The 21,749-nt window shown below is 67.7% G+C and carries 23 protein-coding genes; 14 read left to right on the forward strand and 9 right to left on the reverse strand.

Annotated elements, in window-relative coordinates; translation table 11 throughout:
* Positions 1 to 36: 36 nt before the first annotated feature.
* The 3 genes from ABZ789_RS11355 (at position 37) to ABZ789_RS11365 (ending at position 2,506) form a co-directional block, all read left to right on the forward strand.
* A complete protein-coding gene (locus ABZ789_RS11355; protein WP_358423466.1) occupies positions 37 to 327 on the forward strand; it encodes a DUF2516 family protein in 291 nt (96 codons plus the stop codon).
* Between the two features lie 170 nt (positions 328 to 497).
* Entirely contained in the window at positions 498 to 1,421 is a 924-nt protein-coding gene (locus tag ABZ789_RS11360; RefSeq protein ID WP_358423469.1) for a diiron oxygenase, read from the forward strand.
* 44 nt (positions 1,422 to 1,465) lie between these two features.
* Complete coding sequence (locus ABZ789_RS11365) at positions 1,466 to 2,506, forward strand: alpha/beta hydrolase (protein WP_358423471.1); 1,041 nt, start codon at positions 1,466 to 1,468, stop codon at positions 2,504 to 2,506.
* A gap of 25 nt (positions 2,507 to 2,531) precedes the next feature.
* On the opposite strand, the gene purU is transcribed toward ABZ789_RS11365, so the two are convergent.
* Positions 2,532 to 3,419: a formyltetrahydrofolate deformylase gene (purU, locus tag ABZ789_RS11370; RefSeq protein WP_358423474.1), complete on the reverse strand. Its 888-nt coding sequence runs from the start codon at positions 3,417 to 3,419 to the stop codon at positions 2,532 to 2,534.
* A 44-nt stretch (positions 3,420 to 3,463) separates the two neighbouring features.
* Positions 3,464 to 4,357 (reverse strand): class I SAM-dependent methyltransferase, encoded by an 894-nt coding sequence (locus tag ABZ789_RS11375; protein ID WP_358423477.1) that lies wholly within the window; start codon positions 4,355 to 4,357, stop codon positions 3,464 to 3,466.
* Positions 4,358 to 4,533: 176 nt separating this feature from the next.
* On the opposite strand from ABZ789_RS11375, the gene deoC reads away from it, so the two are divergent.
* A complete protein-coding gene (gene deoC, locus ABZ789_RS11380; protein WP_358423480.1) occupies positions 4,534 to 5,199 on the forward strand; it encodes a deoxyribose-phosphate aldolase in 666 nt (221 codons plus the stop codon).
* A gap of 9 nt (positions 5,200 to 5,208) precedes the next feature.
* Here the strand turns inward: deoC and ABZ789_RS11385 are convergent, their stop codons facing one another.
* Complete coding sequence (locus tag ABZ789_RS11385) at positions 5,209 to 5,958, reverse strand: DUF2993 domain-containing protein (protein WP_358423482.1); 750 nt, start codon at positions 5,956 to 5,958, stop codon at positions 5,209 to 5,211.
* Between the two features lie 104 nt (positions 5,959 to 6,062).
* Between ABZ789_RS11385 and ABZ789_RS11390 the strand changes: the two genes are divergently transcribed.
* Positions 6,063 to 6,680 carry a type IV toxin-antitoxin system AbiEi family antitoxin gene (locus ABZ789_RS11390; RefSeq protein WP_358423484.1) on the forward strand — a complete coding sequence of 206 codons (618 nt, stop codon included), beginning with the start codon at positions 6,063 to 6,065 and terminating at the stop codon, positions 6,678 to 6,680.
* Here the strand turns inward: ABZ789_RS11390 and ABZ789_RS11395 are convergent.
* The 3 genes from ABZ789_RS11395 to ABZ789_RS11405 all read right to left on the reverse strand — a co-directional run bounded on the left by ABZ789_RS11395 (position 6,672) and on the right by ABZ789_RS11405 (position 8,570).
* On the reverse strand, positions 6,672 to 7,472 hold the full coding sequence (locus ABZ789_RS11395; RefSeq protein WP_358423487.1) for a class I SAM-dependent methyltransferase: 801 nt from the start codon (positions 7,470 to 7,472) through the stop codon (positions 6,672 to 6,674). The genes ABZ789_RS11390 and ABZ789_RS11395 overlap by 9 nt on opposite strands.
* 3 nt (positions 7,473 to 7,475) lie before the next feature.
* Positions 7,476 to 7,976 carry a DUF2505 domain-containing protein gene (locus tag ABZ789_RS11400; RefSeq protein ID WP_358423488.1) on the reverse strand — a complete coding sequence of 167 codons (501 nt, stop codon included), beginning with the start codon at positions 7,974 to 7,976 and terminating at the stop codon, positions 7,476 to 7,478.
* Positions 7,977 to 8,060: 84 nt separating this feature from the next.
* Entirely contained in the window at positions 8,061 to 8,570 is a 510-nt protein-coding gene (locus ABZ789_RS11405) for a DUF2505 domain-containing protein (protein ID WP_358423491.1), read from the reverse strand.
* Between the two features lie 23 nt (positions 8,571 to 8,593).
* On the opposite strand from ABZ789_RS11405, the gene ABZ789_RS11410 reads away from it, so the two are divergent.
* A complete protein-coding gene (locus ABZ789_RS11410; protein WP_358423494.1) occupies positions 8,594 to 9,688 on the forward strand; it encodes a UDP-N-acetylmuramate dehydrogenase in 1,095 nt (364 codons plus the stop codon).
* Positions 9,689 to 9,703: 15 nt separating this feature from the next.
* On the opposite strand, the gene ABZ789_RS11415 is transcribed toward ABZ789_RS11410, so the two are convergent.
* Both ABZ789_RS11415 and ABZ789_RS11420 read right to left on the reverse strand, forming a co-directional pair.
* Positions 9,704 to 10,735: a DUF2804 domain-containing protein gene (locus ABZ789_RS11415; RefSeq protein ID WP_358423497.1), complete on the reverse strand. Its 1,032-nt coding sequence runs from the start codon at positions 10,733 to 10,735 to the stop codon at positions 9,704 to 9,706.
* A gap of 67 nt (positions 10,736 to 10,802) precedes the next feature.
* Positions 10,803 to 11,552 carry an SDR family oxidoreductase gene (locus ABZ789_RS11420; protein ID WP_358423500.1) on the reverse strand — a complete coding sequence of 250 codons (750 nt, stop codon included), beginning with the start codon at positions 11,550 to 11,552 and terminating at the stop codon, positions 10,803 to 10,805.
* Between the two features lie 82 nt (positions 11,553 to 11,634).
* Between ABZ789_RS11420 and ABZ789_RS11425 the strand changes: the two genes are divergently transcribed.
* Together ABZ789_RS11425 and ABZ789_RS11430 are read left to right on the forward strand one after the other, a co-directional pair.
* The gene (locus ABZ789_RS11425; protein WP_358423503.1) at positions 11,635 to 12,312 is read left to right on the forward strand and encodes a helix-turn-helix domain-containing protein; all 678 of its coding nucleotides are present in this window, start codon (positions 11,635 to 11,637) and stop codon (positions 12,310 to 12,312) included.
* 382 nt (positions 12,313 to 12,694) lie between these two features.
* Positions 12,695 to 13,918, forward strand: coding sequence for an ROK family transcriptional regulator (locus tag ABZ789_RS11430; RefSeq protein WP_358423898.1), 1,224 nt, complete (start codon positions 12,695 to 12,697; stop codon positions 13,916 to 13,918).
* A gap of 16 nt (positions 13,919 to 13,934) precedes the next feature.
* On the opposite strand, the gene ABZ789_RS11435 is transcribed toward ABZ789_RS11430, so the two are convergent.
* Positions 13,935 to 15,005, reverse strand: a complete 1,071-nt coding sequence (locus ABZ789_RS11435) for a tocopherol cyclase family protein (protein ID WP_358423506.1) — start codon at positions 15,003 to 15,005, stop codon at positions 13,935 to 13,937.
* A 183-nt stretch (positions 15,006 to 15,188) separates the two neighbouring features.
* Here ABZ789_RS11435 and ABZ789_RS11440 point away from each other — a divergent pair, with 183 nt between their 5' ends.
* The 6 genes from ABZ789_RS11440 to ABZ789_RS11465 all read left to right on the forward strand — a co-directional run bounded on the left by ABZ789_RS11440 (position 15,189) and on the right by ABZ789_RS11465 (position 21,692).
* The gene (locus ABZ789_RS11440) at positions 15,189 to 16,382 is read left to right on the forward strand and encodes an MFS transporter (protein ID WP_358423509.1); all 1,194 of its coding nucleotides are present in this window, start codon (positions 15,189 to 15,191) and stop codon (positions 16,380 to 16,382) included.
* A 5-nt stretch (positions 16,383 to 16,387) separates the two neighbouring features.
* The gene (locus tag ABZ789_RS11445) at positions 16,388 to 17,269 is read left to right on the forward strand and encodes an alpha/beta hydrolase (protein WP_358423512.1); all 882 of its coding nucleotides are present in this window, start codon (positions 16,388 to 16,390) and stop codon (positions 17,267 to 17,269) included.
* Positions 17,266 to 18,600 carry a D-inositol-3-phosphate glycosyltransferase gene (gene mshA, locus ABZ789_RS11450; RefSeq protein WP_358423515.1) on the forward strand — a complete coding sequence of 445 codons (1,335 nt, stop codon included), beginning with the start codon at positions 17,266 to 17,268 and terminating at the stop codon, positions 18,598 to 18,600. Before ABZ789_RS11445 ends, mshA begins: the two co-directional genes overlap by 4 nt.
* The gene (locus tag ABZ789_RS11455; protein WP_358423518.1) at positions 18,597 to 19,151 is read left to right on the forward strand and encodes a YbjN domain-containing protein; all 555 of its coding nucleotides are present in this window, start codon (positions 18,597 to 18,599) and stop codon (positions 19,149 to 19,151) included. The genes mshA and ABZ789_RS11455 overlap by 4 nt, the downstream gene beginning before the upstream one ends.
* A 436-nt stretch (positions 19,152 to 19,587) precedes the next feature.
* On the forward strand, positions 19,588 to 19,917 hold the full coding sequence (locus tag ABZ789_RS11460; RefSeq protein ID WP_358423521.1) for a transglycosylase family protein: 330 nt from the start codon (positions 19,588 to 19,590) through the stop codon (positions 19,915 to 19,917).
* A gap of 188 nt (positions 19,918 to 20,105) precedes the next feature.
* Positions 20,106 to 21,692 (forward strand): 4-coumarate--CoA ligase family protein, encoded by a 1,587-nt coding sequence (locus ABZ789_RS11465; protein ID WP_358423524.1) that lies wholly within the window; start codon positions 20,106 to 20,108, stop codon positions 21,690 to 21,692.
* The last annotated feature ends 57 nt before the right edge of the window (positions 21,693 to 21,749 follow it).

Genomic DNA, 21,749 nt, shown 5'->3' on the forward strand with positions numbered 1-21,749 from the left:
AACTCGCGCGGGGGCCGATTCTCGTAGACTGGTGAGGTGACGAATGTCGATTCACTTGCCGGTTTGATCATCCTCGCGCTGCAGATCATCGCCATCGCCGGGGCGGGATTCGCGCTGTTCCATGCGGTGCGCCAGCCGTCCGAGGCGTTTCCGGCCGTCGACAAGCTGACCAAGCCCGTCTGGCTCGGCATCCTCGTGGCGGCACTGCTCGTGCTCGTCGTGTTCGGTGCGGTCGGTTTGCTGGGCATCATCGCCGTCGTCGCGGTCTGTGTGTATCTCGTGGACGTCCGGCCGCGTGTCGAGGAGGTTCAGCGTCCCCGCTGGTGACGGGGGAGTTCCGCATCCTCGGTGGTGGCCGTGGAGACCCGGCTTTCTCGCTGGCGGTCGGCCGGGATGGGCGTAAGCGTCGTGACGCGCTCGTGCGCAGCGCTTGACAAGTGTGATCCAGATAATGACACTTCGGGTAACGGATAATTTCCGAGACGAGGTGGTCTGCGATGACGCTCCTGCGAAAGCACGACAGCCTGCCGGGTGAACATCCCACCGAGGACCGGCAGGAGACCGCGCAACGCTTGCTCGATTCGTCCGCGCGACTGTCCTACGATCCCGCTCTCGAGATCGACTGGGACGCTCCGCTGGTGGATGGCAAGTACGGCATGACACCGGAGTGGTGCAGCCTCTACGGCACCGAACTGTGGGAACGCATGTCGGAGGAACAGCGCATCACCCTTACGAAGCACGAAGCTGCGAGTATCGCCGGTACCGGCATCTGGTTCGAGATGATCCTCATGCAGATGCTCGTCCGCGATCTCTACCGGCACGATCCCGCAACTCCCTACGTGCAGTTCGGGCTCACCGAGATCGCGGACGAATGCCGTCACTCGATCATGTTCGCCCGGTCGGCGCAGCGTAACGGGATCCCCTCCTACCGACCCAAGCGCTGGGTGCGGGAGACCGGTCGCCTGTTCAAGGCGGTCGCGCGGGGTTCCCTCGCCTACGGCGGCACTCTGTTCGCCGAGGAAATTCTCGACATGATGCAGCGCGACTTCATGCGCGACGAGAGGGTGCAGCCGATCACCCGGACCGTCAGTCACGTCCACGTCGTGGAGGAGTCCCGGCACATCCGCTACGCCCGGGAGGAAACCCGCAAGCGGTCGGCGCGTCTCGGCCGCCTCGAGCGAGCGTGGATCCGGATGCACCTCGGGGTCAGCGCCTACTTCGTCGTCACCAGCCTCGTGAACGATCAGGTCTATGCCGCTGCCGGACTCGACGTCGCCGAAGCGAAGAAGGCGGCGCAGAAGAACAAGCACTATCACGACAAACTCCGCCAGGGCACTCGCCGCACGATCGAGTTCCTCGACGAAGTGGGCCTGATCGGCGGTCCTTCCACCGTGCTGCTGCGTCGCGCACACGTCATGTGACCTCGCAGCCGCTGTTCCGCCGAATCGACAGGAGATTCCCACCAGTGAGAAAACCGTCCCCGGCCGCGTCGATCGTTGCGGGGTCGATCGCCCTCGGCGTCGCAGCGGCCGCCACCGCCGTCTTCGTCCGTCGACGCCGCCGCAGGGTCGTCCGGACCGAGGACGTCGCACCGCACTCGCTGCTGAGAGAACCGAACATCGAACCCGAGCCCGTCGACGTCCGCACCGAGGACGGAACCCGGCTGAACGTGCTCGCCTACGGCGACGCGGACGCGCCGGTACTGGTGTTCTGCCACGGGTGGACGTGCAACGCTGCCTACTGGACGCCGCAGATCAACGCGTTCGCGGAGAACTACCGCGTCGTGGTGTACGACCAGCGCGGACACGGCGACAGCGAGGCCGGGACGCGACCGCTGGGTGCGGACGTACTCGCCGACGACCTCCAGGCGGTCCTCGATGCAGCGGTCCGGCCCGGAACGAAAGCCGTGCTCGCCGGCCACAGCATGGGTGGTATGAGCATCATCGCGTGGGCCGAGAAGTATCCCGAGAACGTCGACCGCATGGTCGCCGGCGTACTGCTCGCCAGCACCGGCACCGACCGGTTGGTCGCGGACTCGGCGATCGTGCCGCTGCCACAACGGTTCCCGCGGGTGCCGGTGCCCGTTGCGAGTCGGCTCATGGGGATGACGGTGCCGCTGGCGCCGTCTCCGGTGACGACGCGAGCACTGCGGTACGTTGCCTTGTCGCCCGGCGCGAGCACCGCGGAGGTGGCCTTCTGCGAACGAATCGTGCTCGGCTGCCCGCCACGCACGCGCGGCGGCTGGGGCAGGGCGCTGAGTGCTCTCGACATCCGGGAGGGGCTGCAGAACCTCACCGTCCCGACGACGGTACTCGTCGGGTCGGCAGACCGCCTCACTCCGCCCGTCCACGCTCGGCGTCTCGCCGAGGAACTCGAATGTGCCGGCAATCTCGAACGTCTGGTCGTGCTCGACGGTATCGGGCACATGAGCTCCGTCGAAGCGATCGACAGGTTCGATGAGGAGGTCGCCCACCTCGTCGAACGCGCCGGCGTGCCCGTCGGCTGAGCGAGCTCCCCGCTCGCGGGCCGGGCTACCGGAAGACGACCGTCTTGCTGTCGTGCACCAGAACGCGATCCTCGAGATGCCAGCGCAGACCGCGGGAGAGCACCAGCTTCTCGACGTCGCGGCCCTGACGGACCATGTCGCTGACGCTGTCGCTGTGACTGACCCGGATGACGTCCTGCTCGATGATCGGGCCCGCGTCGAGTTCGGCCGTGACGTAATGGCAGGTCGCGCCGATGAGTTTCACACCGCGGGTGAAGGCCTGGTGGTACGGCCGTGCACCGATGAACGAGGGCAGGAAGCTGTGGTGGATATTGATCGCCCGCCCGGCCCAGTGCTCGCACAGCGACTGCGGTAGCACCTGCATGAAGCGGGCGAGGACCACCGCGTGCGGGTCGTACGCATCGACGAGCTTGCGCACCTGCTCGAAGGCCGGGCCCCGCTCGGCGGGGTCCTTGGGGAACGATACGTAGTGGTACTCGATGCCGTGCCGCTGCGCGACCGGTTCGAGATCGCGGTGATTACCGATCACGGCGCACACCTCGGCGTCGAGTTCTCCCCCTGCGACCCTGCCGAGGATGTCGTGGAGGCAGTGACCCTCCTTGCTCACGAGCAGCACGATCCGCTTGCGCTTACCGGTATCCGACAGCGTCCATTCGGTCTGCGGGCCGATGTCTGCGGCCACGCTCGCGAACTTCTCTCGCAACTCGTCGAGACCGAACGGAATCGACGACGCACGAACTGCCTGCCGGGTGAAGAACCAGCCGGTGTCCTGGTCGGCGTGGTAGGCCGCTTCGACGATCGAACCACCGACCTCCGCGAGGAAAGTCGAGATGCGAGCCACGATCCCGGTGGTGTCCGGGCAGCCCAGAGTCAGAACGTAACGTCGGTCGTCGGCGGATGAGGCGAGCGTCATGCCCCGATTGTCTCAGGTGACGTGCGGGGCCCATTCCCCGGTCGTCAGCCGGAGACCGGAGGACGCCGCACAGTGGCCGTGGCGACCAGGGTCGAGGCATCGATCGTGTGTAGTCCTCGCGCCGTGACCTCTTCGGCGATCTCCTGCCGCACCGACGCCACCTCCTCGGCGTCGAGTCCGGTCAGGGCCGCACGCAGACCGGTACCCGCCACGAGCGACCAGCACAGTTCCTCCGTCGCGGGAAGCAGATTGGACAGCGTGCGGACCTCGACGGAATCGGTCCCCGCATCCGCGAGCCACGCCTCGAGCTTCGCCGCGGTGTCGATCCGATGCAGCGGCGTGCGGTCGCGCAGGCCGGCGCGGTCGCGCAGTCCGGGGGAGTGGCGGGCCGCGACGTCGAACACGATCGACGAGAACTCCTCCATGGCGCCGTGTTGCCACACCGTCACCCCGGCCCGGCCACCCTGCCGCACGAGTGAGACGAGACGCCAGAAGGACCGGTCCATGTCCGGGAGGAAGAACACTCCGTACGAGATCGACAGGACGTCGTAGCCGGCAGCGGGGACGTCCGACGGCGCCTCCCAGCGTGATGCGTCCGCGCAGACGAACTCGATGTTTCTCAAGCCGCGGCGTTCTGCCGTGAGACGGCCACGTTCGAGCATGTCGTCGGCGATGTCGACCCCGTGGACACGTCCCTCGGGACCGACGGCCGCGGCGGCGGGAAGAGCGGACGCCCCGGTTCCACAACACGCGTCGAGCACCGTCTCGCCGGGCGAGACGCCCAACTGGAAGACGAGAGCCTGTCCGGCCGGTCCCCACAGCGCCGGGGTCAGCGCATCGAAACCGCGACTCGCCGCGTCGAAGGTCCGGGCGGTTTCCGCGGAGTCGGACCACGGCGAGTCGGAGCCGGACGTGCCGGTGTGTTGTGCGTCGTTCATCGTTGCTCCTCGAGGGGCAGGGATCGGCACCCGCTCATTGTGCGGCGCGAGACCATGCCGTGCTGTCGAATCAGAGCCGTTTCCCGGTCCTACGGGCCGCCCACGGGTGGCGACGACCCGGCACGGTGTGAAGGCACGTCGAAGCACCGGATCGGGGTGTATGACAAGCTGCAGCCATGTCCGGAACCTCGTTGACCCGTGCGCAGGTCGCGTCGATCGTCGACCACACCCTCCTCAAGCCGGAAGCGTCGTCGCAGGACGTTCGAGCCCTTGTCGACGAAGCCGTCGAACTCGGCGTGTATGCGGTGTGCGTGTCGCCGTCGATGCTGCCCCTGCGGGCCGATGGGATCACGATCGCAACGGTGGTGGGTTTCCCCTCGGGGAAGCACCACTCGCTCATCAAGGGCGCCGAAGCACGACTCGCCGTGGACGAGGGGGCGCGAGAGATCGACATGGTGATCGATGTCGGCGCTGCCGTGAGCGGCGACTACAACGCGGTCCTCGCCGACATCCTCACCGTGCGTGAGTCGATCGGTTTCGATCCCGTCCTCAAGGTGATCATCGAATCCGCAGCGCTCTCGGACGACGCGATCGTGGAAGTGTGTCGCGCAGCGGAGAGGGCCGGAGCGAACTTCGTGAAGACGTCAACCGGGTTCCACCCCGCGGGAGGTGCCACCACCCACGCGGTGTCCCTCATGGCGCAGACGGTGGGCGGCAGACTCGGCGTCAAGGCCAGCGGAGGGATCCGTACCGCCGAGGCTGCGGTCGCGATGATCGAGGCAGGCGCGACCCGTCTCGGGTTGTCCGGCAGTCGCGCAGTGCTCGACGGACTGGCGGACTGACCCGCTCGATCACGCCAGGATGCCGCAGTCGCCCTGCTGCTGTTGCTGTTGTCCTTCGGGAGCCTCCGGCAACACGAAGCGCCCACCTTCGAGGCGCAACTCGACGCCGGAGTCGGTGACGTTCGCCTCGGTGGCCTGCATGCCCAGCGGGTACTGCTGCAGGCCCGAGGTGAGGATCTCCACCACTCCGTCGACGAGAGCCGTCGGCAGCCCGATCCCGAGGATGGAGGCGTCCGTGGTCTCGATCGTCACCACACCGTCGTTCACCACCGGTCGCGCGGTGAACTCGGCGAGACCCTGCCCGCCGACCGTGAACGTCAAGGTGTCCGCACCCTCGTCGGCAATGACATCGGTGACGAGGCCCCCCACCGACTGGCTCTGAACCGTCGCAAGGATTCCGGAGGTGGGCCACGACAGGTCTGCGCTCGAGCTGCCGATGGTGCCGGCGCCCTCCGCGGACTCACGCAGATCCACGTCGTGGACTTCGGCGTGCACCTGCATCTGCTGAGCCGGCCCGAAGGCGGTGTCGTCGCTGTCGAGGGTCACGGAGGGTACCTGCCGGTCGGCGAGTTGCAGCAGCACCGGCTTCCAGCTCAGGTCGACGTCGACTCCCGTACCGAGTTCGCTCTCGAAGGACTGGGCGAGGCAGGTTGTCGCGCGGTTACGGACGTAGACCTCCGCACCGACCAGTACGGCGACGAGTGCCGCGACGAGAACGACGGCGATCGTGACGAGGCGGTTGCGCTTCCGTTGCGTCATGCTCGCCGATTGTTCCGCAGAACTCTGAGGATCGACTGAGCACACGACCGCAGGATGAGGAAAATGTGTGAGGTGCACCACATGAGTCGGCTACTCTGGGCGCCATGACTGGGTGGACGGATTCAGGTCACGACGCAACCGGGCGTGCCGATGCCGACGACTCGCTGCGGCGCCTCGCTGCCACACAAGCCGGCTTCTTCACCGCGCGACAGGCAGTCTGCCACGGAATAGCAACCCACGACTTCGCCGAACGTCTCGAAGCGGGTCTGTGGATTCGCGTCGAGACCGAGTTGTTCCGTCTCGGCGACAGCCCGCGGACCAAGTTCGACGAGTTCGCCCAGTGGTGTACCTGGTACGAGGGGGAGGCAGTCGTCTCGCACCAGAGTGCAGCCGACCTGCACGGCATGGGTCACCTTCAGCCCCGCTTCCTGCACCTGTCCACCCCCGACCAGCGCACCGTGCCGAGCAACCGCCTCGCGCTGCATCATCGGGCGCTGGCCGCCGAGGACTGCGAGGTCGTCGGCGCTTTCCGGATCACCACGCCTGCCCGGACAGCGATCGACCTCGCGGCGGGCGGTGTCTCCCAGGAAGTGCTGGACGAACTCGTCGGCGACGCGCTCGCACTGGGACGGCTGGACTCGGACGAACTGCGCGTCGCGGTGGCGAACCAGCCGGCCGCGGTGGCGGACCGTATCGAGCTGGCGCTACTCGCCTCAGGCTGAACGTGCTCGGACGGCGGTTGCCGGGGCCACCGCACTCCACGGCACCGTCAGTACGCAGTCACGGAGGCGACGACGGGGAACGCGAACCGGAAAGCCTTGCTCGCGCAGCAATTCCATTGTCGCCTGCCAGCGGATCCGCGGACCGAACGCCGCATGCGGGGCGCTCGTCGCCCACGCCCGGTCGGCCGCGCGGAGCAGGTTGTGGATCGGCTCGCCCGGCACGTTCCGGTGGATCAGCGCCTTGGGAAGACGCTCGGCGACGTCCGACGGTGTCTGCACATGGAACGGGCTCCACGCCAGGGTCAGCGATCGGGGACCGTGCTCGTCGAGCAGTACCCAGGCGCACCGGCGACCCAATTCGTCGCACGTGCCGTCGATGAGCAGCCCGCCCGGGGCGAGGCCGGACCGCAGACGCGCCCACGCCGGTTCGACCGCTTCCTCCGGGTATTGCCGGAGCACGTTGAACGCACGGACGAGGGTGGGGCGCAGGCCGGCGAGTTCGAAGCCACCTCGGGCGAACTCGACGCCGTCGCGACCCGGAACCACGCGTTCGGGGTCGATCTCGAGGCCGACGACCCGCAGGTCGCTCCGCACCCGCCGCAGGCGCGCGGCGAGTTCGAGGGTGGTCACCGGCATGGCACCGTAGCCCAGATCGACCACGAGCGGGTCGGCGGAATCCGTCAACGCCCTCGCGATCTGCGGGTCGTGCACGGCCCAGCGGTCGCAGCGGCGCAGCCGGTTGATGCCGGTGGTGCCGCGCGTGACCACACCGACGGGTCCTCGAGTTCGCACCGCTTACCGTCGGGCGAGCCAGTCTGCGGTGACGGCCGCTTCGGCACGAAACACGTCGACGAGATTGGTGAGGATGAGTTCTTCGAGCTTGCCGCCGACGAGTGGGAGGTGGACCTTGGCCTCGGACGTCGTCCGGAGAGTGGAGCCGTGCTCGCCGGCGAAGAGTTCCATCGTGCCCCTCAGGCTGCCCGGACCCCCGGGGATCGACGCCTGATACGTGCCGGTGGCCCCATCGGTGAACGGACCGTAGGTCTCCGTGCGGGTGATGATCATGTCCTTCTTGATCACCGTGCGGGCAAGCTCCGGCAGGTCCGCACGCGGCAGGACGTGGTGCAGTACCAGCACGATGCCGGACTCGGAGGCGGTCAACTCACGGACGTGGTTCTCCGAGTACTTGCGCATCTCGGTCATCCGCGCTTCCCAATGGTCGGGGTCGGCGAGTGCCTCGTACACCCGCTCCGGTGGATGGACGAAGCGGGCGGAGTAGTCGATACGCCGTGCCACGACCGGCCAGGCTACCGCGTCCGGTGCCCCGGCCGGAAATCGTGGGCCGGGGTCGGCACGGCGACGGGAAGGCGGTGGCGACCGTCAGGCGAAGCGGTTGCCCTCCAGCCACTGCTCGGTGAAGCGGCGTTCCGCGTCGAAGAGTTCGATCAGCTGCTCGACGATCATCCCTTCGATCTTGGAACCGAGAAACGGGATCTTGACCTCCACGGTGCCCTCGATGATCACGGACGAACCCGCACCGTCGGAGAGCAGCGTCATGGAACCGGAGACCTCACCGGGCATCCCGTCGACACGCGCCGAGAACTTGCCCTCGGCGCGGTCATCGCCGAATGCGCCCCACGCCTCGTGGCGCCGGATGACGAGATCGCCCGGGCGGATGCTCGTGACCACGCTCGGCAGGTGCTCGGCCGGGATCGCCTGACTGAGATCGAGTTCGATCCCGCCGTCACCGCTGTCGACCCGCTCGACTGCTGCGCCCGGTCCGCCGACCTCGCGCAGCCGGGTCTGCCAGTACTGCGGATCGACGAAGGCCGCGTGCACCGCAGTGGAGGGGTACGAGTAGTTCGCAGTGTGGTCTATAGGGCTGCCCATACGGGGCACGCTACCGTTTGCTGGTGCTTGATCCACGTACCAGGGCCCGGCTCGCCGATACAGGAGCTGCGGTGTCCGAGCAGGTGCCGCTGTCGGATTTCACGACCCTCCGGCTCGGTGGCCCGGCCCGCTATCTCGTCGAATGTAGGTCGACCTCGTCGTTGATCGAGGTCGTTCGCTTGCTCGACGCGCAGCGTGTCCCGGTACTGCTCCTCGCGGGCGGTTCCAATCTGGTGATCGGGGACGGCGGCTTCGACGGAGTCGTGGTCCGCATCGCGACGACCGGAGTCGATCTCCGCGAAGATCACGTTCGGGTGGATGCGGGAGCCGAATGGGACGGGGTCGTCGCCGCCACCGTCGAGTCCGGACTCGGCGGGCTCGAATGTCTGTCGGGTATTCCGGGCTCCGCGGGCGCGACACCGGTGCAGAACGTCGGGGCCTACGGCGTCGAGGTGGGCTCGGTCCTGCGCGGAGTCCGACTGCTCGACCGCCGCACCGGACAGGACTCCTGGGTCGGACCCGAGGCGCTCGGTCTCGGCTACCGCACCAGCGTCCTCAAGCACACCGATACCGCCGTCGTTCTCGAAGTGGAACTGGAGCTGCGGGGCGACGGTACGAGCGCGCCGCTCGCGTACCGCGAACTCGCGGTCGCGCTGGGGGCGGAGGAAGGCGAACGCAGGCCCGCGAGCGAGGTGCGCGAGCACGTTCTCGCGTTGCGGCGGAGCAAGGGCATGGTGCTCGACTCCGCCGACCACGACACCTGGAGCGCAGGATCCTTCTTCACCAATCCCGTGATACCCGACGATCGGTTGCCCGGTGTACTGGCGGCCATCGCGGCCCGGCTGGGAGAGGACGTGCGGATCCCCCGGTTCCCTGCCGACGGCGGGACCAAGCTGTCGGCGGGATGGCTCATCGAACGGGCAGGCTTCGGGAAGGGATTTCCCGCGGCCGACGCGCCGGCACGGTTGTCGACCAAACACACGCTGGCGCTCACCAACCGCGGACGGGCATCGACCGCGGACCTCGTGGCCCTGGCGCGCACGGTCCGGGACGGCGTCGAGGACGCCTTCGGCGTCCGTCTTCATCCGGAACCCGTCACGGTCGACTGCGTGATCTGACCGGCCGAATGCCGGTCACCAGCGATTGCGGACCTCCTCCGCGAATCCGAGCAGGTTCTCGATCTCGAGCCGGCTGCCGTCGTCGAGCACGACGCTTCCGGTGAACCGCCCGAAGACCTGATGCTGAGTGGACCGTACGAGGAGGGCGTTCACGTCGGCGGCCCGATCGAGGATCGGCTCGAAGTCCATCTCGAAGCGCTCGTCGCTGCTGGTGAACCGCCACGGTGCGCCGTCGTAGCTGCCGTCGGGCAGATGGAAGTGCACGCGGTCGAGCTTGTGGGCCACCCCGTCGTGGAAGAGCATGTTCTCGCTCGCCGCGGTGGTGTCACCGAACCCGTAACCGATGTTGAATCCGAATCGCACCCCGTCGTGGATTCCCGACGCGGAACCCCAGTACCAGGTGTTGTCGTAGGTCCACACGCCGCGACCCCAGTCGAACACTCCGAACGAGGTGGCAGGATCGAAGACCAGATCCTGTCCCCCGACGGTGATGGTGCCTTGCGCCGGCAGGCAGTTGATCTTCTGGTTGTAGTAGAAGGACTTCGGTGCCCGGGGAAAGGGTGTAGCGACGACCATCCGGTCGTCGGCCGGTTGCGTGAGCAGGAGTTCACCGGTCAGTCCGCGGCCACCGCCGAAGCGGGGATGGTCGACGAGCAACCGTCGCGCATCCCCTTCGTGGCGGTACTCGATCCGGATGCGGCCGTGATCGACGACGACATCGCCGTGGTCGGCGGTCGACGGCATCCGCATTCGGCCCAGCGGGAAGGGGACCAGGGCGTTCTCGGTGGTCTCGGAACGGGCCGCGAGGTCGAGCACGCTGACTCCGAGCAAACCGACGTAGCCGTTGTCGGCGACGGTCAGCGCGAGCCCGAACGGCCCCGACTCGCCGTCGGACAGGACGCAGTAGTAATCCCATTCCTTGATCCGGAATCGCGACGCCGCGACCCGGTTCCGGTCGTAGGCGCGGACTTCCGCAGTGCTCCAGCCGACCTCGGCGAGCACACCGTCGTCGAGAAGCGGCCCGGGAGCGAGGCGTCGTTGGCGCATGTTCTGCGACAGTACCGGCGGCGGCGGACGGGACATTCCCGGCATGCCCGCCGCGGCTGCCCCGGACTCAGTCGGTCACGCGGTGGAACCGTCCCGCGCTCGCCTGGTCGCGCGGCTTGACGATGATCTGGTCCAGGTCGACGTGCGACGGGCGGGAGGCGACGAACCCGATGATCTCGGCGATGTCCTGCGCGACGAGCGGGGTGATGCCCTCGTACACCTTGTCGGCTCTGTCCCGGTCGCCCTCGAATCGCACCAGCGAGAACTCGGTTTCCACCGCACCCGGCGCGATCTCGGTGAGGCGGACCGGTTGTCCGAGGAGTTCGCCGCGCAGAGTCCGGTGCAGCACAGCCTGGGCGTGCTTGGCGGAGGTGTAACCGGCGCCGTTGTCGTACGCCTCGAACGCCGCGACTGAGGTGACGGTGACGATCAAGCCGTCGCCCGAGGCGATGAGCTTGGGGATCAGTGCCTTGGTGATCCGGAGCGTGCCGATGACGTTGGTTTCCCACATCCATCGCCAATCGTCCTCGACGGCCTCGGCGATCGGTGCGAGCCCCTTGGCGCCCCCGGCGTTGTTGACCAGCACGTCGACCCGCGGCAGGACCGTGGTGAAGGCCTCCACCGAATCCTCGTCGGTGACGTCGAGCTCGAGCGCGGTGCCGCCGATCTCGTCGGCCAGCTTCTGCAGGCGATCGAGTCGCCGCGCGCCGACCACGACATGGAAGCCCTGGGCGGCGAGCGTACGGGCGGTCGCCTCACCGATGCCGGAGGACGCTCCGGTGACGACGGCGACACGGGAATCGGGAGAGATGCTCATGGGGCAATCGTAATGTCGGGCACCGGATACCGCCGAACCTCTCGGCCTGCGGGGTCGCTTCTGCGGGGCTACCCTGCGGCGTATGACGACCGTTCGTGGCCGAAACAGCTCGGGAGAACAAACCCGGATCAGGCTCGTCGAAGCAGCCGAACGTCTCTTCGCGCGCCGCGGATACGAGGGCGTCACGCTCGCCGAGATCCGTAAGGCTGCCGGGCAGCACAATTCGGCAGTCATCGGGTACTACTTCGGAACCAAGGAGGGACTGCTGCACGCGATCTTCTCCCACCGGTTGTCTGCCGTGAATGCCGAGCGTGAAGAACTCGTCGCGGAGATGATGCGGAACCAGGACGCGCTGCGCGTACGCGACCTGCTGTGGGCGATCATCCGGCCTCTCGCGAACACGCTCGGACGCAACAACCACTATGTCGCTTTTCTCGACCGGTTGTCGCATCACGAACGCTTCGCCGAGTGTTTCCAAGTGACCGGACCGACGGGGACCGAGAGCGGATCCAGGACCGACACGGCGCTGCGTGCTCTGCTCGGGCATCTGCCCGACGACCTGGTGGGTCAGCGCCTGCGCCTGGTCTACTCCGGGACCGTCGGCGCGCTCGCGCGATATCACCGAGCGAACGAATTTCCCACTGCGGCCGAACTGGCGGCACTCGTCGACGCATGGGAAGCGTTGTTGCTGGGACCGGTTTCGACGGAGACCGTGCTGGCACGCGGAGGCGGAGCGGGGAATTCCGTACCGATCCGGTGACGAGTGGACACCGGGCCGTCCGGCGGATAGTTTGATCACCATGTCAGTCGGCCACAACTCCGCACCGCGGGTCACATACGTGACCGCCGCGCTGGGATCACGGCTGCCTCTGGCGCGCGAACTCTGTTGTCGCTGCTGCGGAATGTAAGTCCGCACCGTTTCCGCTCGCCTTGTGCGGGTCGGTTCGCCGATGGTGCTTCCATCGGCGGGGGATTCGGTGCGTCGATCGCCTCCCGCCCGTCTCCGGTCGTGATGTCCGGATCAGCAGCCAAGGATCAGTGCCGTGTCGGTACCCACTCTCTCGCCGCCCATTTCCTTTCCCTCGCGGACTCCCGCACTCCGCCGTCCCGCCTCCACCGTCCGCGGTTCCACCCGTGCGGCGGTGGTCCCTCCCCGCTCGACCGGCACTTCGGGCCAGGCCAGGATCGTTCCGCCGGACCTGCGAATCGCCGACGGCACCGGGGCATCGGTTTTTCGCGTCATCGCCAACCGCGGTCCGGTCTCTCGGGACGTGATCGCGAAGGTCACCGGAGCGAGCATCGCGACCGTCAATCGTCAGGTGTCGGCGTTGTTGTCCGCCGGCCTGCTGCGTGAACGCGCCGACCTGGCCGAACCGGGTGCAGTCGGGCGGCCGCGCGTCCCCGTCGAGGTCGACCACGAGCGTTATCTGACGGTCGGAATCCATATCGGTGCCGTCACCACCGGCATCGTCGCGAGCGATCTGCGCGGGCGCATCATCGGCGCGGTCGAGGTTCCCACACCGACGGGCGACCAGAACGCCGCGCTCACATCGATCACGTCGAGCGCCAGGGCTTTCGCAGGTCGGTGGCACCGTCGCATCCCGCTGTGGGCGGGTGTGGCCCTCGGTGGCCGGGTGGATTCGACCACAGCCGTCGTGACGCACCCGCGCCTGGGCTGGGTGGACGCCCGGGTCGGAGCGATCGTAGGTGGTGGCCTGGGCCTGCCGGTATCGGTTGCCGCGCACGTCGAGGCGATGGCCGCATCCGAACTGCTCCTCACTCCCGATCGCGACGCTCCCGACGCCAAAGGCACGGGACTGTACTTCTATGCTCGCGAGACAGCAGGTGTTGCAATAACTTTCGATGGAAAGGTGCACACCCCCGCCGGTGGGCCGGGATCGGTGAGTCATTTCCCCACCGGCTCGTCGGCGCAGTGCTCGTGCGGCGGGACGGGATGCCTCGAAGCGGCCGTCAGCGATCGCGCGGTCGTGCAGCGAGCGGTCGCCGAGGGCATCCTCGGCGACGGCGAGACCAGCGTGCAGTCGCTCTACCGCCTCGCGCGTGAAGGGTCCGCAGCCGCCCACGGACTGCTCGTCGAGCGGGCAACGGTGCTCGGCCGCGCCGTCGCCATGCTCCGAGACCTGTTCAACCCCGACCGGGTCATCCTCGGCGGACAGGCCTTCACCGAGTATCCGGCTGCGGTTCCGCACGTCGCCCGAGCCTTCTCCGCCTCGACCACCCTGCCGCGCAAGGATATCCGGATCAGCGGATTCGGGAATCGAGTGCAGGCCCACGCGGCGGGCGTCGTGTCGCTCAGCTCGTTGTTCTCGGATCCGATCGCGGCGATGAAGCGAACCGGGCTCTGACCGGAACCGGTCCTGCTCACGTGGCCGGAGGTGAGTCCGTCGCGTCCGCAGCCGCGCCCCGGCGGTCGAGCTCCGCCCGAGCGCGGTCGAGGCCCCCGTGTTCGAGTGCGGCCGAGGATGATTCGCCCGACCACACCAGCCGGCCGCGGTCGCGGACGGTCACGCTCATGAAACCGCCCAGGTGCTCGATCGATCCGGCGACATTGCGTCGTTCCGCGGGCAGGGGGACGGGCAGAACGTGGGCAGCCCCGATCGGCGAGCTTCCCGTGATCTCCACGCTCCATCGGGCATTGCGTCCACGCAGTACCCAGCTCTCGTCGGTGACTTGCGCACGCACAGGAGAGGTGACGGGATTACCGAGGCGCACGACGCGCCCGTCCGGCAGTGCGACGACCACCGCGGTCACCTCCGTGCGTATGGGGCCCGAGTACACCTGCCCGCCGGCGAAGGCCACGCATGCTTGCGGCTCGGCGAATCCCTGCGCCTGGCCCCACCACCACGATTCCGGGAAACCGCCCTTGCCCCAGTTCTTCTCGCCGTAGACCTGAGCCCCGGTCAGATCCCACTTCTCGTCGCCGAGGATCGCGTAGCCCTCGGCCCGGCCGCCGAGCAGCCAGGAGTGCCAGTACTGGTTCAAGGCGGGGACGGAGTGGAACACGCTCGACGCGCCGAAGAGTCGCCGCGGCCACGGCCGGAGGTCCGACAGGCGTACGTCCAGACGGGCGTCGTCGCCGAGATCCATCCACACGCGTTCGTCGTCGCCGCGGAATACCTCACCGGCCGATGCACCGAGACGATCGGGGTCGGCCGCGGCCACCGGATGCGCAGCGGTGCGCAGGAAACCTCCGGGATGGGCGGCCAGGCCCAGGGTGGCCCAGTGAGTCCCGGCCTCGCTCACGTCGTCCGCGCGGTTGACCCCGCACAGCGCGATGACGACGCGGCCCGTGTCGGGCTGGGTGAACCGCCAGAAGTAGCCCTCCATCGCGACACCGTGGGCGGAGAGCGGATCCCCGAAGGGAAGATCGGCTCCCGACGCGCGATAGCGCGTCCACAGACCCTTCGGTGAGAATCGCCCGTGCACTGGCATGCCCGCTCCGCTCTGTCGATCCGCAGTATCCGTTCCGTCCGTGTACCCAGCATGGACGCCCGTGTCACAGAACACAGGGATTCGGGCGTGGAGCCCCGGCGCGGGGAGGTGCCCGCATTCCCGTGGCTCACCACCCATACCGTTGTCCGCGCAGGGACGGATCGAAGAGAACGTGAGAAGGACGTGACAGGAACCAGCAGCGGCTCGTACCGTGAGTTGTTCGCAGCACCGGGTGCGGCGGCATTCTGCCTGGCGGGATTCGTGGCGCGTCTGCCGATCGCGATGATCGGAATCGGCATCGTCACGATGTTCTCGCAACTCGAGGGGAACTACGCGCTCGGCGGCGCACTGTCGGCACTGTTCGCGCTGTCCTACGCCGTGCTCACACCGCTGGTCTCGCGCGCGGTCGACCGGTACGGCCAGCGCAGGATTCTGCCTGCGGCCGCAGCCGTGAGCGCGGCCTCCACTCTCACGATGCTGGCGGGAGTGCGCTTCGGGGTGCCCACGGCGTGGTTGTTCGCATGCGCGATCCCTGCCGGGCTCATGCCGACGATCGGTGCGATGGTGCGGGCGCGCTGGACGCAGCTGTACGGCGGCACCGGTCGGCTGCGCACCGCTTTCGCGCTCGAAGCGGTGGTCGACGAGGTGTGCTTCATCGTCGGTCCCGTGCTGTCGGTGGGACTGAGTGTGGCGGTCTTCCCCGAGGCGGGTCCACTGCTCGGGGCGCTGCTGTTGCTCGTGGGCACCGTGGTCCTCGTAGCTCAGCGTGGGACCGAACCTCCGGTGCGACCGCACGTGGAGGGCGCACCGCGGACGAGCGTCCTGCGCCTGCCCGTCCTCCTGTCGATCGTGGTCGTGATGGTGGCGGTGGGTGTGGTCTTCGGAGTGATCGACGTCGCGGCCGTTGCTTTCACCGCCGAACAGGATGCGCCGGGGTCCGCGACCTTCGCGCTCGCACTGTTCGCGACGGGATCGGCGACGAGCGGCCTGATCTTCGGTGCTCGGGTGGGCTCGGGCGCTCCCACCCGCCAGTTGCTCGTGGCGACGGCTGTTCTCGCGGTCCTGTTGTCCCCACTGCTGCTCGCGGGTTCTGTGCCTGTACTGGTGGTTCTGTACTTCGTTGCCGGATGCGCGATCTCGCCCATCATGATCGTCGCGACATCGCTCACCCAGCAGATCGTGCCGGCCGGACAACTCACCGAGAGCATCACGTGGACGGTCGCCGGGCTCGGCGTCGGTGTCGCCGCGGGTTCGGCGCTCGTGGGCCAGGTCATCGACAGGTCCGGAGCCGGCGCCGGATACTCCGTCGCCGTTGCGGCGGGAGTCCTGGCGTTCGCGTGCGCGGCGGTCGTCCATCGCCGGGCACGGTTAGAGTGACGCGCATGGCAGTTCGTGAAGTGATCGGTGACGACGGCACGGCACTCGTCTACCGCTCGTTCGGTTCCTGTGAGGCGCCCGCTCTCGTACTGGTGCACGGCTGGGCGCAGTCGTCACGTTGCTGGGGCGAGCCGGTTCTCGAAGCACTCGCCCAGGACTTCCACGTGATCGCCGTCGACCTGCGCGGACACGGATACTCGCAGGCGCCGGAGACCGGATACGCCGATCGCAACGCCTGGGCGGGCGACCTCGACGCGGTTCTCCGCGCCGAGAACGTCTCCGCGGAGAACCCGGCGGTCCTGCTCGGCTGGTCGTACGGCGGCCTCGTGATCTGCGACTACCTCGCGGTGCACGGTCCCGATGCGGTCGCCGGCCTGGTGCTGGTCGGGGCCATCACGAGCATCGGCCGCGGTGAGAAGGGTGGACGGGTCGGTGCCGCGATGCGCGCTGCGATCCCCGCCGCGATGTCGGAGGACCCGCGGGAGGCCGTGCGCGCGCTCGGCTCCTTCGGTAACGCCCTCACCGGCCCCGTCGAGGGCAGGGGCGCGACGTCGCAGGCATTGTTCGGTGCGAGTCTCTGCACGCCGCCGCGGGTGCGGGCGGCCCTGTTCGACCGCGCAGCGAGCAACGACGAACTGCTGGCCGGCCTGGGTCTGCCGGTCCTCGTGCTTCACGGGGACCAGGATTCGGTCGTCGACGTCTCCGCCGCCCGTCACGCCGCGTCGTTGCTGCGCGGCGCCACGACCTCGATCTGGGAGGGAGTCGACCACGGACCGTTCGTCGAGGATCCGGAGCGGTTCGTCGCCGAGGTGAGGGAGTTCACCCGGAAGGCCACCGCGGAGTCGGAGACGCGGGGTGAATCCGGGCAGGGCAGTATGGAGGGGTGACGTCCCAGCCCAGCCGCCCGCACCGCGTGGCCGTGATCTCGGTCCACACCTCGCCGCTGGCGCAGCCCGGAACGGGGGATGCAGGCGGCATGAACGTGTACGTCCTGCAGACTGCTGTCGAACTCGCACGTCGTGGCGTCGAAGTCGAGATCTTCACCCGTGCGACCTCCTCCGCCGATCCGGCCGTGCAACAGGCCGCGCCCGGCGTCCTCGTCCGCAACATCGAGGCGGGACCTTTCGAAGGCCTCGACAAGCATGACCTGCCGACCCAGCTGTGTGCGTTCGCCGCCGGCGTGTTGCGTGAAGAAGCACGGCATCCACAGGGTTATTACGATCTGGTGCACTCGCACTACTGGTTGTCCGGACAGGTGGGATGGCTGGCGCGTGACCGCTGGGGTGTGCCGCTCGTGCACACCGCCCACACTCTTGCCGCGGTGAAGAATGCGTCGCTCGCTGCAGGCGACACCCCCGAACCGGTCGCCCGTCAGATCGGAGAGCAGCAGGTCGTCGCGGAATCCGACCGGCTGGTGGCCAACACCGCCGACGAGGCCGAGCAACTCGAGCGCATCTACGGTGCCGACCCGGCGAAGATCGACGTCGTCGCACCGGGGGCGGACCTGAACCGTTACCGGCCCGGCGACCGGGCGGCCGCTCGTACCGAACTCGGACTCGACCCGCGGGAGACGGTCGTCGCGTTCGTGGGCCGGATCCAGCCGCTGAAGGCCCCGGACGTCCTTCTCGAGGCCGCCGCGCGCGCTCTCGCCGACGAACCCGGCCTGCCGCTGCGAGTTCTCGTGGTGGGAGGCCCTTCCGGTACGGGCCTCGAGCGGCCCGACGCGCTCATCGAACTCGCGTCCGCGCTGGGTATCGCATCGAGGGTCACCTTCCTTCCGCCGCAACCCCCCGACCGTCTCGTGCAGGTTTATCGGGCGGCGGATCTTGTTGCAGTGCCGAGCTATTCGGAATCCTTCGGTCTCGTCGCGATCGAAGCGCAGGCATGCGGGACACCCGTGCTGGCCGCGAACGTGGGCGGGCTCGGTGTGGCGGTTCGCGACGGACGGACCGGAATGCTCGTCGACGGGCACCGGATCGACGACTGGGCGACGGCGCTGCGTTCCCTCGTCGGCGATCCCGATCGTCTCGCACGTTTCGCAGCGGCCGCGCCCCTGCATGCGGAGTCCTTTTCGTGGGAACACACCGCGGAAGGACTGCTCGACAGTTACCGGCGAGCCGGGATGCGCCGCAACCGGAGCTTCGGTACAGGCGAGCACTCGCTCCGGCGGCAGCGCGGGGTGTGGAAGTTGCGACGCACGAGGGGAGTCACCGCATGAGCGACCGGATCGTCGAATTGATCGAATCGACCTTGCGTGATCGTGAGCTCGAGTTCTCCGTCAAGGAAGGCGGACATTTCGTCGTCGATCTTCCCGGCGAGAAGAAGCTCAAGACGACCACCTTGCTCAGTGTGGGACAGCACGGTGTGAGGGTCGAGGCATTCGTGTGCCGCAAGCCGGACGAGAATTTCGAATCGGTCTATCGCTATCTGCTGCGGCGGAACCGGCGCCTGTACGGGGTGGCCTACACCCTCGACAAGGTCGGGGACATCTATCTCGTCGGACGCATCGCCGCTCACGCGGTGACCCCCGAGGAGATCGACGCCGTCCTGGGACAGGTCCTCGAGGCGGCGGACTACGACTTCAACGTTATTCTGGGTATCGGTTTCATCACGTCGATCAAGCGCGAGTGGGAGTGGCGCGTCTCCCGTGGCGAGTCGCTGCGCAATCTCGAGCCGTTTCGGCACCTGATCGAAGAAGAAACCGGTACGCATTTCGACCCGGATGCAAACGACGACGACACCGAGGATCGCCGCGAAGCGAACGGGTGATTTCTTGGTCTCGGGTCGTTATCAACCCCGTGAGGGTGTCCGATTCGAGAGGTCTGCACCGGCCTTTCATGTGACCATGCGCACAATCGAATTCTCCTGATCGGAACGGGGAAACGCGGAGTTCCTCCGGCATACCAGCGAAAACACTTGTCCGTGAGGCGAATTCTGGTACGGGCGTACCAGAATTTCGGGCCGTGACCTATCCGTGATCCGGGTTTATCGTGTTTGTAGGCCCGATACAGACGGGCGTTACAGACCGGCCCGCAGCCGCTCGTTCCACCCCGCGGGATCCGAAATCCCGCCCCTCGGGGGTGAGGCGAGAGAGCGACCGTGCGTGCATCAGCGCCGCACCGGGTTGCCGGCACCGACAGTCCACCAGCACGTGGCGGACCCATGAGTCGGGGGCCTCGCAAGCAGCCGGAAAGGATTCATCCACATGGCAAAGTTCACGATCAAGCGTGCCCTGGGCACCCTCGCTGCCTCCGTCGCACTCGTCGCGACCCCCTTCGCTCTGGGCACAGGTACCGCCAACGCCGCGTCCGGGAACTGGGATGCCGTTGCGCAGTGCGAGAGTGGCGGAAACTGGGCGACCAACACCGGTAACGGCTATTACGGTGGCCTGCAGTTCTCGCAGAGCACCTGGGAGGCCTACGGGGGCTCCGGATACGCCCACAACGCCTCGCGCGAGGAGCAGATCCGCGTCGCCGAGAACGTACTCGCCGGACAGGGCATCGGCGCATGGCCGGTGTGCGGTCAGTACTTCTGAGCGCGACTCGAACAGCTTCCGAACCCCGCGTGCGATTCGTCGCACGCGGGGTTCGCGCTTTCGTGGCCTGTCTGCGATGTGCCCGGTACCCTCACACGACGCATGTGACGGGTTTCACAGAGATGCGCTAGTGTGACCTCGGCCGAAGTTCGGCACCGCGTGCCAGTCAGAATGCCCGGAGGATGAAAATGAGTTTCCGCAGTCCCTTTCCCGACGTCGAGATTCCGGCATCGAGTGTCTACGACTTTCTGTTCGGCTCGCTCGACGAAACCGACCTCGCGCGTCCCGCACTGATCGACGGGGCCTCCGGGGCGGTCACGGACTATCGCACGCTCGTCGCGCAGATCGACGCCGTGGCCGGGGCGCTCGCGGCACGGGGTATCGGCGTCGGGCAGGTCGTCGGACTGCTGGCCCCCAACGTGCCCGCCTTCGCTTCGGTTTTCCATGGCATCCTGCGAGCCGGGGCCACCGCGACCACCGTCAACGCCCTCTACACCGCCGGCGAGATCTCGAAGCAGCTCGACGATTCGGGTGCGACCGCGCTCTTCACGATCTCAGCCTTCCTGCCGCAGGCGAAGGAGGCCGCGGCGGCCGTCGGGCTTCCCGACGAACTGCTCGTGGTGCTCGACGGCGCCGAGGGTCATCCCTCCCTGCGGGATCTGCTCGCCGAGGGTGCGCCGGCACCCTCCGTCGAGTTCGATCCGGCGGTCCATCTGGCGGTGCTGCCGTACTCCTCGGGCACGACCGGCCGGCCCAAGGGCGTGATGCTCACGCACCGGAACCTCGTCGCCAACGTCTGCCAGATCACCCCGCGTATGGGTATCGGCCCCGACGATCGCGTCCTCGCGGTGCTGCCCTTCTTCCACATCTACGGAATGACCGTCCTGCTGAATGCCGCGTTGTACAACCGCGCGTCGCTGGTGACGATGCCGAGATTCGATCTCGTCGACTTCCTCTCGGTTGTCGCGAGGCACAAGTGCACGTACGTGTTCATCGCGCCGCCGGTCGCGGTGGCGCTCGCCAAGCATCCGCTCGTCGACCAGTACGACCTGTCGAGCGTGCACACGGTGTTCTCCGGTGCCGCCCCGCTCGACAAGGAACTCGCAGGTGCCGTCGCGAAGCGACTCGGCTGCAATGTCCGGCAAGGCTACGGGATGTCGGAGATGAGCCCCGTCTCCCATGCGATTCCCTTCGACGACAACGAAACCGAACTCGATTCGGTCGGTCCGACGATCGCCAACATGGAGTGCAAGATCGTCGACCCCGCGACCGGTGAGGAGGTCGAGTACCCGACGGGTGAGGGTGTCTCGGCGCCCGGTGAACTGTGGTGCAAGGGACCGAACGTCATGGCCGGCTATCTGGGCAATGCCGCGGCCACGGCCGACACCCTGGACGAGGACGGTTTCCTCCACACCGGTGACATCGCCACCGTCGATGCGCATGGCGTCGTCCGGATCGTCGACCGGCTCAAGGAACTCATCAAGTACAAGGGCTACCAGGTTCCCCCGGCCGAACTCGAGGCACTGCTGCTCACGCATCCACAGGTCGCGGATGCCGCGGTGATCGGGGTGCGCGACGAGGAGGGCGAGGAGGTCCCCAAGGCGTTCGTCGTACGACAGCCGGATGCGACCCTCACCGAGGGCGAGGTGATCTCGTTCGTGGCCGAGCGGGTCGCGCCGCACAAGAAGGTCCGGCAGGTCGAGTTCATCGATATCGTGCCGAAATCCGCTGCCGGCAAGATTCTCCGGAAGGATCTGCGCGCCCTGCAGAGCTGACGACCTCAGCCCGCTGGTGTGGTTCCGGTGATCGCCCACCGGAACCACACTGCGGGA

It is taken from the genome of Rhodococcus sp. NPDC047139 (assembly GCF_040643435.1).
Classification (GTDB): domain Bacteria; phylum Actinomycetota; class Actinomycetes; order Mycobacteriales; family Mycobacteriaceae; genus Rhodococcus.

Excerpts from the sequence above, each read along its gene's own strand:
- ABZ789_RS11360 (WP_358423469.1), top strand. The coding sequence starts at position 498 with ATGACGCTCCTGCGAAAGCACGACAGCCTGCCGGGTGAACATCCCACC.
- purU (WP_358423474.1), bottom strand. The coding sequence starts at position 3,419 with ATGACGCTCGCCTCATCCGCCGACGACCGACGTTACGTTCTGACTCTG.
- ABZ789_RS11375 (WP_358423477.1), bottom strand. The coding sequence starts at position 4,357 with ATGAACGACGCACAACACACCGGCACGTCCGGCTCCGACTCGCCGTGG.
- deoC (WP_358423480.1), top strand. The coding sequence starts at position 4,534 with ATGTCCGGAACCTCGTTGACCCGTGCGCAGGTCGCGTCGATCGTCGAC.
- ABZ789_RS11385 (WP_358423482.1), bottom strand. The coding sequence starts at position 5,958 with ATGACGCAACGGAAGCGCAACCGCCTCGTCACGATCGCCGTCGTTCTC.
- ABZ789_RS11390 (WP_358423484.1), top strand. The coding sequence starts at position 6,063 with ATGACTGGGTGGACGGATTCAGGTCACGACGCAACCGGGCGTGCCGAT.
- ABZ789_RS11405 (WP_358423491.1), bottom strand. The coding sequence starts at position 8,570 with ATGGGCAGCCCTATAGACCACACTGCGAACTACTCGTACCCCTCCACT.
- ABZ789_RS11415 (WP_358423497.1), bottom strand. The coding sequence starts at position 10,735 with ATGCGCCAACGACGCCTCGCTCCCGGGCCGCTTCTCGACGACGGTGTG.
- ABZ789_RS11420 (WP_358423500.1), bottom strand. The coding sequence starts at position 11,552 with ATGAGCATCTCTCCCGATTCCCGTGTCGCCGTCGTCACCGGAGCGTCC.
- ABZ789_RS11425 (WP_358423503.1), top strand. The coding sequence starts at position 11,635 with ATGACGACCGTTCGTGGCCGAAACAGCTCGGGAGAACAAACCCGGATC.
- ABZ789_RS11435 (WP_358423506.1), bottom strand. The coding sequence starts at position 15,005 with ATGCCAGTGCACGGGCGATTCTCACCGAAGGGTCTGTGGACGCGCTAT.
- ABZ789_RS11445 (WP_358423512.1), top strand. The coding sequence starts at position 16,388 with ATGGCAGTTCGTGAAGTGATCGGTGACGACGGCACGGCACTCGTCTAC.
- ABZ789_RS11455 (WP_358423518.1), top strand. The coding sequence starts at position 18,597 with ATGAGCGACCGGATCGTCGAATTGATCGAATCGACCTTGCGTGATCGT.
- ABZ789_RS11460 (WP_358423521.1), top strand. The coding sequence starts at position 19,588 with ATGGCAAAGTTCACGATCAAGCGTGCCCTGGGCACCCTCGCTGCCTCC.
- ABZ789_RS11465 (WP_358423524.1), top strand. The coding sequence starts at position 20,106 with ATGAGTTTCCGCAGTCCCTTTCCCGACGTCGAGATTCCGGCATCGAGT.